This window comes from Vibrio sp. NC2 (assembly GCF_025195005.1).
Classification (GTDB): Bacteria; Pseudomonadota; Gammaproteobacteria; order Enterobacterales; family Vibrionaceae; genus Vibrio; species Vibrio splendidus.
Map to the genome: position 1 here is coordinate 17,302 of NZ_JANVFC010000017.1, position 12,906 is coordinate 30,207.

At 44.2% G+C, this 12,906-nt stretch carries 15 protein-coding genes; 7 read left to right on the forward strand and 8 right to left on the reverse strand.

Annotation, left to right across the window (positions count from 1 at the left end; translation table 11 throughout):
• Nucleotides 1-87: 87 nt before the first annotated feature.
• Entirely contained in the window at nt 88-987 is a 900-nt protein-coding gene (locus NX845_RS18015) for a GyrI-like domain-containing protein (RefSeq protein WP_065682623.1), read from the forward strand.
• Nucleotides 988-1,068: 81 nt separating this feature from the next.
• Here NX845_RS18015 and NX845_RS18020 read toward each other — a convergent pair whose 3' ends face one another.
• From NX845_RS18020 to NX845_RS18030, 3 genes are all read right to left on the reverse strand, one after another.
• Entirely contained in the window at nt 1,069-1,407 is a 339-nt protein-coding gene (locus NX845_RS18020) for a Fis family transcriptional regulator (RefSeq protein ID WP_065682622.1), read from the reverse strand.
• Between the two features lie 198 nt (nt 1,408-1,605).
• Nucleotides 1,606-2,580 (reverse strand): Gfo/Idh/MocA family protein, encoded by a 975-nt coding sequence (locus NX845_RS18025; protein WP_065682621.1) that lies wholly within the window; start codon nt 2,578-2,580, stop codon nt 1,606-1,608.
• Nucleotides 2,581-2,583: 3 nt separating this feature from the next.
• Nucleotides 2,584-2,907: a putative quinol monooxygenase gene (locus NX845_RS18030; RefSeq protein WP_260257038.1), complete on the reverse strand. Its 324-nt coding sequence runs from the start codon at nt 2,905-2,907 to the stop codon at nt 2,584-2,586.
• Nucleotides 2,908-3,013: 106 nt separating this feature from the next.
• Between NX845_RS18030 and NX845_RS18035 the strand changes: the two genes are divergently transcribed.
• The gene (locus NX845_RS18035) at nt 3,014-3,871 is read left to right on the forward strand and encodes a LysR substrate-binding domain-containing protein (RefSeq protein WP_065682620.1); all 858 of its coding nucleotides are present in this window, start codon (nt 3,014-3,016) and stop codon (nt 3,869-3,871) included.
• Nucleotides 3,872-3,899: 28 nt separating this feature from the next.
• Here NX845_RS18035 and NX845_RS18040 read toward each other — a convergent pair whose 3' ends face one another.
• The 3 genes from NX845_RS18040 to NX845_RS18050 form a co-directional block, all read right to left on the reverse strand.
• Nucleotides 3,900-5,108 (reverse strand): winged helix-turn-helix domain-containing protein, encoded by a 1,209-nt coding sequence (locus NX845_RS18040; RefSeq protein WP_065682619.1) that lies wholly within the window; start codon nt 5,106-5,108, stop codon nt 3,900-3,902.
• A gap of 34 nt (nt 5,109-5,142) precedes the next feature.
• Entirely contained in the window at nt 5,143-5,790 is a 648-nt protein-coding gene (locus tag NX845_RS18045; protein ID WP_065682618.1) for a DsbA family oxidoreductase, read from the reverse strand.
• A gap of 181 nt (nt 5,791-5,971) precedes the next feature.
• A complete protein-coding gene (locus NX845_RS18050) occupies nt 5,972-6,769 on the reverse strand; it encodes a Cof-type HAD-IIB family hydrolase (protein WP_065682617.1) in 798 nt (265 codons plus the stop codon).
• Between the two features lie 279 nt (nt 6,770-7,048).
• Here NX845_RS18050 and NX845_RS18055 point away from each other — a divergent pair, with 279 nt between their 5' ends.
• Together NX845_RS18055 and NX845_RS18060 are read left to right on the forward strand one after the other, a co-directional pair.
• Nucleotides 7,049-8,212: a glycosyltransferase family 2 protein gene (locus NX845_RS18055; protein ID WP_065682616.1), complete on the forward strand. Its 1,164-nt coding sequence runs from the start codon at nt 7,049-7,051 to the stop codon at nt 8,210-8,212.
• The gene (locus NX845_RS18060; protein WP_065682615.1) at nt 8,209-8,871 is read left to right on the forward strand and encodes an START domain-containing protein; all 663 of its coding nucleotides are present in this window, start codon (nt 8,209-8,211) and stop codon (nt 8,869-8,871) included. The genes NX845_RS18055 and NX845_RS18060 overlap by 4 nt, the downstream gene beginning before the upstream one ends.
• Before the next feature lie 76 nt (nt 8,872-8,947).
• Here the strand turns inward: NX845_RS18060 and NX845_RS18065 are convergent, their stop codons facing one another.
• Nucleotides 8,948-9,523 (reverse strand): TetR/AcrR family transcriptional regulator, encoded by a 576-nt coding sequence (locus tag NX845_RS18065; protein WP_065682614.1) that lies wholly within the window; start codon nt 9,521-9,523, stop codon nt 8,948-8,950.
• Between the two features lie 139 nt (nt 9,524-9,662).
• On the opposite strand from NX845_RS18065, the gene NX845_RS18070 reads away from it, so the two are divergent.
• The 3 genes from NX845_RS18070 to arsB all read left to right on the forward strand — a co-directional run bounded on the left by NX845_RS18070 (nt 9,663) and on the right by arsB (nt 11,824).
• Nucleotides 9,663-10,187: an HPP family protein gene (locus NX845_RS18070; protein ID WP_065682634.1), complete on the forward strand. Its 525-nt coding sequence runs from the start codon at nt 9,663-9,665 to the stop codon at nt 10,185-10,187.
• Between the two features lie 134 nt (nt 10,188-10,321).
• Entirely contained in the window at nt 10,322-10,663 is a 342-nt protein-coding gene (locus NX845_RS18075; protein WP_065682613.1) for a helix-turn-helix transcriptional regulator, read from the forward strand.
• A gap of 105 nt (nt 10,664-10,768) precedes the next feature.
• Nucleotides 10,769-11,824: an ACR3 family arsenite efflux transporter gene (gene arsB, locus NX845_RS18080; RefSeq protein ID WP_046223233.1), complete on the forward strand. Its 1,056-nt coding sequence runs from the start codon at nt 10,769-10,771 to the stop codon at nt 11,822-11,824.
• Nucleotides 11,825-11,901: 77 nt separating this feature from the next.
• Here the strand turns inward: arsB and NX845_RS18085 are convergent, their stop codons facing one another.
• Nucleotides 11,902-12,792, reverse strand: coding sequence for a LysR family transcriptional regulator (locus tag NX845_RS18085; RefSeq protein WP_260257039.1), 891 nt, complete (start codon nt 12,790-12,792; stop codon nt 11,902-11,904).
• Nucleotides 12,793-12,906: the final 114 nt, after the last annotated feature.

Genomic DNA, 12,906 nt, shown 5'->3' on the forward strand with positions numbered 1-12,906 from the left:
TTACACTGTGAATATTGAAACTCAATTTGAATAGGTTAGGCTCACTGTCTAATACCAATAATCAAGCCAAGACAGGCGAGCAAAGCAATGAAAGTTGACTATCACAAACGGCTGATTCCCGTTATCCGTTATCTAGAAAAACGCTTTAACGAGCCATTGAACCTGCCAGAAGTCGCGGCGTTAGCCAACTTTTCACCCTACCATTTTCATCGTACTTTTAAGGCTGTTCAGGGTGAGACACTTGCTGATTTCATCAGACGATTGAGACTCGAAGCGGCAGCCAATGATCTCTTCAAATCCAAACAACCTATTATTAACGTCGCATTGGATTATGGCTTTTCATCGTCTCAGAGCTTTGCCAAGGCATTCAAACAACATTTCGGTGTAACACCGAGTGCATTTCGCGATTGCGAAGATTACCAAGCGTTCAGCGAGCTAACTCGAAATAGCAAGATTGGACACTCATTGCGCAAGAATGGAAACGATGCAACTGACGGCAATTCATATACTAACTCCGAACTTTCAACATGGAGTATGACAATGAAAACGCAACAATTTGAAGCATCAAAACTGGCGTATGTACGAGTGACAGGCCCCTATGGACAAGGCTATGAAGAGCCAAGCGGTCGTCTTTATCAATGGGCAGAAATGAAAGGACTAGCGAGTAATAGTTGCATCTTTATCTATCATGACAATCCAGAAATCACTCCGACAGATAAGTGCCGAACAGACATCTGCTTGATGGTTTCAGACGACACTGAAGTGCCAAGTGGGATCGAATTAAAAGATTTTCCCGGTGGGCAATATGCGGTGATGAGACAAACGATCACCGAAGTCGGTCAATATGCAAAAGCATGGGATGATTTAATGAGTAACGTCATTGAATCCGGCATTGAAACCGAAGACCGACCTTGTTTTGAGCTCTACCACAGCTACGATCCGCAAACTCAGCATTCAGACGTCAGCTTCTGTACTGCAATTAAGTAACAAGAGTAAATACAATAACAAAGCCTACTTCGCGTAGGCTTTCGTCTCTTTAGATCGCTTTACACCTAACGCTACCGCTTATTAAAGCCTTTTGTTCCACTTCCCTTGATGGTCACGGTCACAATTTTCTTGTGTATCGAAGCTAACGTGCTTATCGATGTTCTTCAGTTGAATACCAACCTGATTGAACGCTTGTTGGATAGCGCCAGAGACACTCTGTTGACCTTCGCCATTTAAGAAGTTCGTTCTATCTTGGTTGGTATCGAATACGCAGACGATTTTCAAACTTTGCGGGAATGAAGAGAAGTTGACCGAGTGAGTCACCCACAAAAAACCGTTGAAGCCTTTCAGCGTGTCTTCACAAACGTCAGTTAACACGTCTCTGATTTGATTCTCGATTTTCTTATCTGATTTACGCATGCGGCAAAGGTCCTATTTAACACCTTAAAAAATAAGGTTTTTCGGTCAGTTTTGTACTACCTGATATTGGACACTGTGGCGGTTTCAAATGCAAAGTATTTATTGGGAGAGTCGACTAGAAGATATAGAGGAAACGCCTCATGTTTGATCGCTTACGAGGCAATCATACATGAGGCGAATATAGAATTTACGACGATGTTAGCTCGCCGCTTGTTCCCAATCAGTCAGTAACTTCATGATTACGCGAGAGTCTTGCTGAGTCGCCATCGGTGCAGCAAGTTGTGTGTCACCTTGCTCAACCGCTTGGCGGATATTGCGCACTTGATAATGGAAACCATCGCCTTGCGCTTCGACTTTCACTTCACGTATCGACGTCTCATAGATCTCTACGGTAAACGTGTTTTCTGCCGTCGGTAGCCATGGATTAGTATCTAGCGTGATACAGCCTTTGCTACCTAGGATCGTAAAACCATGCTTTAAGCCGTGATCTTCAGCAGTGTGGATTTGCGCGGTAAAACTGCCGTTGAAACGCATCATCGCCGACGACTCACAGATATTGCCATCTTCGCCTCGTCGGCCGATTGCTGAGATCTGCACATCATCAAACACACTCTCACCAAACTGTTGTTGTGCGACAGAGTGAATCAAAGACATTGGGTAACAACCCAGGTTGTACAACGCGCCTTTACTTGCAGGATTAACGAACTGATCAATCGCCGCAACGTATGAACCTTGAATTGATCGCACTTCGCCAATCTCACCGGTTGCTAGTTCTTGATGAAGCTTGGCGATGAGTGGATGGTTTAAGTACATCAGACCTTCAGCAAAGAATACGTCCGCTTCTTTCACCGCTTGCAAAGCTTGCTCGGTTTTTTCCATATCAACCGACAGAGACTTTTCACACAAGATCGCTTTGCCTTTTTGAGCCGCTTTAATCACATACTCATGATGAACATGGTTTGGCAGAGCAATGTAGATGATGTCGACTGACTCATCTTCAATCAAGGCGTCATAGCTGTTGAAGGTTCGTGTTGGTTGGTATTGGGCAGCAAACTCGTTAAGTGTTTTTTCAGTACGACCAGCAACGGCATACAGCTCGCTTTGAGCATCGCCTTTGATCGCATCCGCCATTACGCCTGAGATAAAGCTGGTTCCTAGGATTCCCCATTTCATGTCTTAGATCTCCTGCTCTTGTGCTTTGATAGGTCCACGTTGCGTTTCGAATGCTTGCACTAATCCCGTAATGTCACGCTCAATAAACGCTTGGGTATGAGACATCACAAAGTGATGATTGATCGCTTCACGGTTAGCGTATTGCTCAAGCAAGATCACACGATCGCTTTGGTTTTGATCATAGGTTGCAATCGCTTGTAGGCAGCCCGGTTCGCTTTGCATGTCTAAACAAAACTGTTCGATAGCTTCGATCGCAGCAGCTCGCTCTATGTTGGTTTTGATCTTAAGTTCGGCAGTAACAAAGATGGTTTCATTCGTTTGAGGCATTTCACGCTCTTATTTTAGTTAATTATCGGTTTGCCATTAATATAATTAACCCCTAATAATTGATAAACTCACCTTTTGTTTATTGTTTATCAACCAAGAGTGTTCAATGGATAAGTTAACCAGCATGAAAGTCTTCGTCTACGTAGTGGAACAAGGCAGCTTTCGTAGCGCCGCAAACCACTTCAACTTGTCGGCGACCATGATCAGTAAGCATGTCCATTCCTTAGAAACCAGTTTGAACTCTCAGCTGATCCACCGCACCACGCGTAAGCAATCGTTAACCGATTCAGGGCAGCTTTATTACCGAGAATGTAAGCGAATTCTCGAAGACATCAGCAATGCTGAAAACCTCATTCAAACCTTGGAAAATCAACCGCAAGGCACAGTAAAAATTAACTGCCCCGTCACCTACGGCAACAAGGTGCTCGCCCCTATCGTGGCCAAATTTCTCGCACATCACCCAACCATCAACGTTGAGCTGATGTTGAATAATGACCTTGTCGACCCTTATTCATCCGACATTGACCTGATTGTGCGAATTGGCGACCTGTCCGATTCAAGCTTGGTCGCAAGGTATTTAGGGGACTATAAGATGTGTTATTGCGCGGCGCCCGATTACCTTAACCAACATGCTGAAATCAGAGTATTAGAAGACTTGGCGCAGCATCCATCACTTGGGTTCAGTTACAGCAGCCAAGCCCCTCACGCCACACCGAATAAAGAGCGTGTGCGCTTGATGTCGAATAATGGTGATGTGTTGCGATACGCCGCTCTACAAGGTGTGGGCGTGTTGTTGCAGCCGACTATCTTGGTCGCAGAAGAGATTGACCGTGGCGCGCTATTGGAGATCTTGCCCGGCATGGCGCCGTTACCAAAGCCGATTCACTTGCTCTACAAAACTAAGCAACTTTCCTTAAAGAACCGAACTTTTGTCGAGTTTTTATTAGCCGCTCTTTCTGAGTAACTAAGCGCTTTCTAAACAACAAAGACCGCTAGACTGTTTGCCAATGGCTCATCAAGCGTTTGCCAAGATCAGAAGGTGTGGTGTTATGGACGGTCATCTCATCACATTGGTTGAACACCATGAAGTGTTTAAGTTCTTCGCACAAAGCGTGAATCAATGACTCATGACTTTTAACTTTGTCTTCAACAACCAAGTTACGAATATTGAGTAAACGGGTCTTCCTATCGACCTTACAATCCATTCGCGCCACCAGCTTACCTTGCCATAGAATCGGCAAACTAAAGTAACCAAACTGACGCTTGGCCTCTGGCACATAGCACTCAAGGAGGTAGTCAAAGTTGAACAATGATTGCATTCGCTTTCGTTGAATCAACAGGTTATCAAACGGAGACAGTATCTTTAGCTTGGTTCTGGAAAGGGGTTGATTCAGCAGATCAAACGCATCAGGCAGGACATAATAATCACAACCTTGAATCTCCACTTTCAGCACCTGCTTATCTTCAAGCATCTGTTGGAGTGTTTTCTGAATCAGAGGCTTAGTGTTCTTAAGCAGGTAACTCATTTCCGACGCTATTCCAACTCCGTTAGCCTCTAAATAACGTGTTATCAAATGCTCGATGTACTCTTTTTCAGTCGGCTCAGAGGTATCAATTCCGCTTGGCAAAACTCGCTCGGTTAGGTCATACACCTTATGGAAGTTCACTCGGCTTGGCACCATTAAGTCGCCTTGCATGAACAAGGTTTCTAATGCTTGCTTGGCCGGTTTAGCGCCCCACCCGCCGGGGTTTGGCCTATCCCCTTCAAAGTCTTTCGCCATCAACGGCCCTTCATTCTCAATACGTTTGAGAACATGAGCCATCAGTGCGTCATCCTTTTTATACCAATGTTTAAGCTTACCGCTCGTAAACCCGTTCTTTCGATGCAGGCTGAAACGGTAGTCACGCATGGGTAAATACGCGGCGGCGTGCGACCAATACTCAAACACTTCTCGACGCTCTAGCAGCTTGTCGAGATGATCAAGCTTGTAGTCTTGATTGCGATTCCACAACGTATGATGGTGTGCTCGCTGAATCACAGAAATGGTATCAATTTGCACATAGCCAAGGTTTTCAATCGCAGACAACGTGTTCGCCAAAGCGCCACTATTACGTTGCTTCTTTGGGGGTAGATTCTTAGGTGGCAATTTTTGCGAAAGCAATACCATTTTTTGCGCTTGGGCGAGTGACAATGATTCCATGTAATTCAGACTCTAATTGATACCAATGATCCGTTTATGATTCAGCAATAAGCTCTTGAAGAATCTGCTTATATGTTTCTATCGTCTGCGCGCCCGTTACTGCACTCTTACGATTGAACACCACAGTAGGAACAGCTGAGATCCCCATGCGTTGCCATTCAAACTCTTGCGCCTCAATTTTCTTCAAGTTGTCGGTGTTCTTTAGGCGTTTCAATGCATTCGTTGAATCTAGCCCAACCGCTTCAAGTTCTTGTGCGATGACCTCAAGATCAGACAGATCTTTTTGCTCTGTGAAGTGAGCGGTAAAGAAGCGTAGCTTTAACTCAGTCTGTTTACCGTGCGCTAGTGCAAAATCGAGAAGTACATGTAGATGACGTGAATTGACCATTCTCATGCTGTCATAGAAATTGAAATCGAAACCAACCGATTTGCCACGCGCCGCAAGTTGCTCACGCGAACTTTGGCTCTCTTCCGCACTAGAGCCGTATTTTCTCATGATGTGATCGCGCAGGTTTTCACCCTCTTGCGGCATATCAGGATTGAGCTCAAACGGCTGCCATTCAAGTTCAATTTGCTCTGCTAAGCCAAGCTCAGCAATAGCTTGCTCTAAGTTTTTGTAACCGACCACGCACCACGGGCACATTACGTCAGAAATAATATCGAGTTGAAGTTTCTTGCTCATCGTCATTCCAAATGATCATTGATAAGGCATGTCCGCTGTATAAGCAGGCATCCAATTTATCTTCAGACTACAACAACCTGAACAATCGTTCAAATTTAACTAACTGGATCTGTAGCCAACAAAAAAGCCAACTCATGTTCACGAGTTGGCTTTCATAAAAATCTGTTGGAGCTTAAGAGCGTTACGCTAGCAGCTTCTCAAGCACTTGGAATACACCTGCATCCACGTTACTTGGCGCGCCAAAACGAGCGATCTCTTTCAGCTTTGGATGTGCGTTTTCCATCGCGTAAGAGTGGAAGCTCTCTTTAAGCATTTCCAAGTCATTGAGGTAATCACCAAAGCTCATGGTCTGCTCGTAAGTGAAACCTAATGTGTTTTGTAGATGTTTAATCGCCGCACCTTTTGACGCTTCAGCGTTCATCACATCTAGCCAAATTTTCGCACTCACAACCACTTGGTAGTTCTCACCGAATTTGGCATCAATAGTTGGGTTCACTTTCTCTTGTGAACCGTCGAAGTGGCAGATAGCCACCTTGATGAAATCGTCTTCTACCGCCAGTAAATCTTCTACTTGCTCACGGCGGTGGTAGTACTTAGAGATCTCCGCTAGAGCACGCTCATCTTTGGTTTCGATGTATGCAGACTTCTTACCACATAGCACCACATGAGCACCTTCAATCGCGCGAGCTTCTTTAATGATCTCTTTGATGGCATCAGTATCAAGTAAGCAGCTGTAAAGCTCTTGGCCTTTATGCATCACCAATGTGCCGTTTTCAGCAACGAACATCATGCGATCTTTTAGCGGGGCAAAGGTTTCCATCAAGCTGTAGTACTGACGACCCGATGCCGCAGCAAAAATAATGTCTTGAGCTTCTAAGCGCTCGTAAAGGTTGAAAAATTCTGGGTCTAACTTTCCGTGTTCATTAAGCAGAGTGCCGTCCATATCAGCAGCGATAAATTTGATGTTCTGTTGTGGCATTTCAGGGCTTACCTATTAGTAAAAATTAAAGTGTAAATTATGATTTTTTGTTATCTTTCGTAACGGTTCTACGTTCGATTATATCGCTAGAGTAGCCAGTGAATGCAATGCTTATTTCTGAGCTCTAATAAATCGCTTCAAATGTGATTCAAACGCAAAACTGAGCTAACCGAAATGTCACTTTGAATGATTGAGTCCTACATACCAGAGGTGAACGAAACCCCTCCAGGCTATACGCTCCTTAGATCTCTATCACTTTATTTGTTGACCACTGTAATCATGATTCTAGCTATCACTTCGACTTTGTTTTGCATCGTTACCATCAAGTTTTTAATCACACTTGCCAATTTAGCGCGCCATCGCGTTCACATTACGCCTAAAATTTCGTTGAACCGAACCAAGTGGCCAACCGTGTCCATTATTATCCCTGCGAGAAATGAAGAAGATAATATTGAGACCAGCCTCAGTTCGCTAATGAAGCAAAACTACCCAAAAGACAGGTTTGAAATCATCGTGGTTGATGATTTTTCTACTGATTCGACAAGGGCTATTGTTGATACGCTAATCGACGCATCGAGTGTTAACGTTCGCTGCATATCGGGAAGGAAGTTACCACCCAATTGGCTAGGGAAAAGCAACGCTTGCATGGTGGGCTCACAGCAGGCAACGGGTGAGTATTTGTATTTCATCGATGCTGATACAAAGTCTGAACCCTTGATGCTACAGAGCGTTATCAATTTCGCCTCAAGACACAAAACGGATTTGCTGTCGTTCAACCCTAGGCAAGCATTCACATCAACCGTTGAGAAAATCACCTTACCCGGCATATTTCTTTCAATCGCGTCTTACATGAACTTCAAGAACGCAAACGACAATTCAAAAGCAGACGCCATTGCTAACGGCCAAGCCATGCTTTTTACACGAAAGTCATACGATGCGGTAGGTGGACATACTGCGGTAGCCAGCGAGATATCCGAAGACATCGCTTTTGCAAAGCTCATGAAGATATGCGGTTTAAAAGCATTTTGGGCTTTTGCGGACGAACTCATGAGTACTCATATGTATTCCGACTTTGGTTCGATTTGGGCGGGTTTCTCCAAAAACATGAATCTTATTGTAAATTGCCAATCAAGATTCCAAGTACTCGGTGCATTCATCAAAACGAATATCATTGCATGGGCTGCCCCGGTGATGCTGCTTGTATCAACTCACTATTTCATCGGCGACCCTTCATCATTCAACGCCTATTCCTTAGCGATCAATGCTCTGATGTTGTTCGCTTCCATTGTCACTTATCTTATTTTGGTCAAAGAGCTCTTTATACCAGCTCGTTATGCGCTAACCGTGCCTTTGGGGATTTCGTTGCAAAGCTTGTTGATTCTCAACAGTTATCGCTTATCAAAGAACAATAAAATCTCTTGGAAAGGACGAGCACTGTCGTGATCAGTAAGATTCTAACTTTCATTATGGTTGCGACGTCTTTTTCAGTGTTAGCGTTGGATGGCAATGAGTGGAAGCTCGTACGTAATAAGCAAGGCATCGAAGTCTACAATCGAAAAATTGAAGGTAACGACTTTAAGGAGTTTCGTGCAGAAGCTGATATCAAAGCCAATCTAACTTCAATCATCGCTTTGTTTACTGATACTTCAGTAGGCAGTCAATGGGTAGAGAACATTGATGAAATGGAAGAGATAGACCACTTTAGTGAAGTACACACTGTCACTAAAACTTATACAAAAGCGCCTTGGCCCGTCTCGGATCGCGAAGCCATTGTCGAGAACTTTATCGAGCAAGATCCCGACACATTAATCGTCATAATTAACCAAAACGGTAGGCCTAATTACCTTCCAAATAAAGATAAAAGTGTGGTCAGAGTGGCTCATTTAGAATCACGATGGGTTCTCACACCCCTGAACAACAATACAACTCATATTTCTTATCAAGTATTGAGTGACCCAGGAGGGTCTATTCCATCTTGGTTAATTAATATGGTTGCGGTATCTCAACCTTACAAGACACTTCGTGGTTTGTCTGAGATGTTGGGTTCACATACATACGCTGATCGTACACTTGATTACATCAAGAACTATCAGTCACTTTAATGAAGTTGATTACCCAACACGACGCTGCTGAAACGGTGCAGCGAGGGTAGGCACAACCTACCCTCATCAGTTAATTCTAAGTTAAGTCTAAAGCTGCCAATGCATACAGTGCTTTTCGACAAGCTTCTTTATTTGAATGCACACTCGCGTCTAACTCACCAAACTCACTTCTCACGATAAGTCCTTCAATGAAGGTCATGACTGGTTCACTGCGTAATTCTAATGTTGCAACGTCTACCTCTTCGCCACCACTGACTACTTTGTAAATAGTACTCTTGAGCCAAGCCTTGTGCTGTCGCGAGAGCATCGCAATGTCATCTTCGGACTCTTTGAATTCCGCCAAGGCGTGCATGAACATGCAGCCTTTGAAGTCAGGTTGTTCAAACCACGCAAGATGCCAATCTAACAGCGCATCGAGTTGTTTTTGTATCCCAGAAGTTGATGATAGCGCCGCTTCTAAACTCGACTCGAAACGCTGGTGACGCCTTTCCAACACGGCTTCAATCAGCTTGGTCTTCGATCCAAAATGGCGGTACATGGAGGTTTTGGAAACCGCCGCCTCATCACGAATCATATCTACCCCAACAGCGGTATAGCCATACTGATTAAATAGCGACTCCGCTACATCCAAAATCAGATCTTTTTTACTCATCGTTAATCAACCTTAAAATCGCTCTGAAATAGCTGAGCTCACTTTCTCGTTGCAAGAAGTGTACAGATCTGTATCATTCAAATCAAACAGTACAGACCTGTACACTTGCAATAAAAAGAGATAACAAGAGGAAATGATTATGATCGGTAAACTATCTGGTGGTGGAGCCCTTCCTCCGAAAGCAAGCATTAGCCAGCTTATTAAAGGTTTTATTGGCGGTACGCTGGGCATCTTAACCTTGTGCCTATTAGCAGAAAGCTCTGGGTTCCCGTGGTTAATGGCTCCATTTGGTGCGACGTGCGTACTGCTGTTTGCGGTGCCTACATCGCCATTAGCTCAACCTAGAAACGTCATTGCGGGCCACTTTATTTCGGCTGCTGTTGGTCTAATCGCGTTATATGGCTTTGGGGATTCCTATTTAACCATGGCAATCGCCGTCGGCTCATCCATCATGCTAATGCAATACTTTCGAGCGGTTCACCCACCTGCTGGCGCTAATCCTATTGTGATAGCTTTAGCAGGTACTGCGCATGTGGATTGGACGTTCTTATTTACTCCAGTATTAATCGGCAGCATCGCTTTGGTCGGTATTGGTGCGTTATTGAATAACAGCGATTCACAACAAAAATGGCCGTTATACTGGTTTGGTTCATCTAAGTCTTAGTCTATTGAATTTCAATGATAAATATGGATTTTGACATCCAATTTAGAAGCAAATTGAAAGATCACATTGACCCTTATATAAAATGGGCTTACTATTAATCGTCATTTAACGATTATGGAAAGCGAAACATCAATATGAACGAAACTTGCTCTACAACTGGTGGCAGTGCTCTGCCAATCGGACATGGTGATGCCGAAGCTGAAAAGCAAATGGCAACTCTAGCGAAAGCGCTCGCTCACCCGGCAAGAGTTCGTATATTGAGTATCCTTTCAACGTTAGAAAAATCGGGCGGCTGCTTGAACAGTGATTTAGTTAGCGAATTAGGTTTGGCACAATCAACCGTATCAGAGCACCTAAGAATCTTGAAAACCTCAGGCTTCATCACTGCTGAATCGATACCACCGAAGATGTGCTATCGCATTAACCGAGATAATATTCAGCAATTTGAATCGCTTATCGACACCATTTTAAAATAGATTAACCACGCTTAGTTTGTCGAATACAGAATAAACTAAGCGTATTTTTTTGTTTTTTAATATCGCTTTTCGACGATTAACGATATCAACCAAAGAGAAAATATCATGAAGCCAAAATTAGGTTTTCTAGATCGCTACTTAACGCTGTGGATCTTTATTGCCATGGGTCTTGGTGTACTGCTTGGCATCCTATTCCCACAGATCGAGCAGTGGAACGAATCTATGTCTGTTGGTACCACCAACATTCCGCTTGCGATTGGCCTTATCTTAATGATGTACCCACCTCTGGCTAAGGTTAACTACAACCTACTAGGCACCGTGGTAAAAGATAAGAAAGCGATCAAGCTATCTTTGATCATGAACTGGCTTGTTGGGCCTATTCTGATGTTTGTATTGGCACTGACTTTCTTGGGTGACCACCCAGGTTACATGGTCGGCGTCATTCTGATTGGTCTTGCTCGCTGTGTGGCGATGGTTCTGGTTTGGAACGACATCGGCGGCGGTAACAAAGAGTACGGCGCGGCATTGGTTGCTCTAAACAGTGCATTCCAAGTGGTGAGCTACAGCTTTATGGCGTGGTTATTCATCAGCGTTCTACCACCGATATTCGGTTACGAAGGCATGATGGTTGATATCTCGATGATCGATATTGCACACAGTGTACTTATCTACCTAGGTATCCCATTCCTAGCGGGCTTCTTGAGCCGTAAGATCCTTGTGTCGATGAAAGGCGAGCAGTGGTACAACGATGTGTTTATTCCACGCATCTCTCCAATCACACTGATTGCACTACTGGCCACTATCGTTCTGATGTTCAGCCTAAAAGGCGAGATGATTGTTGAGCTGCCAATGGACGTATTGTTGATTGCGGTTCCACTGACTATCTACTTCACAGCAATGTTCTTCATCAGCTTCTTCATTGGTAAGAAGATGGGTATTGAATACGACAAGAACGCATCAATTGCATTCACAGCGACGGGTAACAACTTCGAGCTAGCGATTGCCGTAGCAATCTCTGTATTCGGTATCAACTCAGACCAAGCGTTTGCCGGTGTTATCGGTCCACTGATTGAAGTACCTGTGTTGATTTACCTAGTGAACGTGGCGCTTAAGATGAAAGACAAGTACTACAACGGTCAGACGGTTAAACCTAGCGTCTAGCCTCTACATCTAGAGCTAACAAAAAGTAGCATCACTTTGAACAGAAAGGCTCACACGCTAAGCGGTGAGCCTTTTCTTTATTCAGTTTCGTCTAATAAGCCTTTCAATGCTTGTTCAAGCCAAAGCAATGCTGGGCCTTTCGAGCGTGTTTTAGACAGAACAAGATCAACGGGCGGCGACCACGTTTTGTGATCGAATGAGACATTAATCTCCACTAAACGCTGCTTATTCAGCTCCTCTTCGACAAGGTGCTTGGGTAAGTATGCCCAGCCAATATCGCTGCCAAGTACCATCTCTTTGATCACAATAAAGCTGTTTGACCACCATACCTTTCCGGCAATCAGCGGAAACTGATCCATCACCTTGCCTTTGTCTCCCCTCAACATTAACTGACGATGCGGGAGTAAGTCAGTGAGTTTCGCCACACCTGTTTTTGCGAGCGCATGACTTGGATGACACACAGCAATAAACGGTAAGTGACCGATAAAGCATGGCTCAGAACCTACATCAAAAGCCAAATTGGTAAACATTAATCCAATGTCGGCTCTCTCTTCGATAATCAACGGATTGACCTCTGTCGTGGTACACGCAACCAGTTCGACTTCCGTCGCAGGGAACTGTTTACTGAACTGACTAAGGATCTTAGATAGGTTCGGGACCAATAATGAATCATCTAAAGCAATTTTGATGAGCCCCTCTTCACCGCTACCCATCGCACTAACCGTCACATTCAGATCTTCAACCTGCAGCACGATCGCTTTCACCTGTTTAAATAACTGCTCGCCCGCTTTGGTTAATGAAGGCTTTCGAGTCGAACGATCAAAAAGCTCAACATTAAAATCTATTTCAAGATTACTGATGCCTTGGCTCACCGCCGACTGCACCTTACCCAAATGACGAGCACTGGCAGAAAATGAACCTAATTCAACGGCATACACAAACATTTTCAGCTGTTCAATGTTGTACATTCGGTTTCTCCCAAAGCTTACTATCACAAGATGTGATGCTAACTATCTTTATATTATCACTTAAGTAGATATTATCTAGCCAAGTCATTAGCCCATCGGCGGCTATTTAATCGT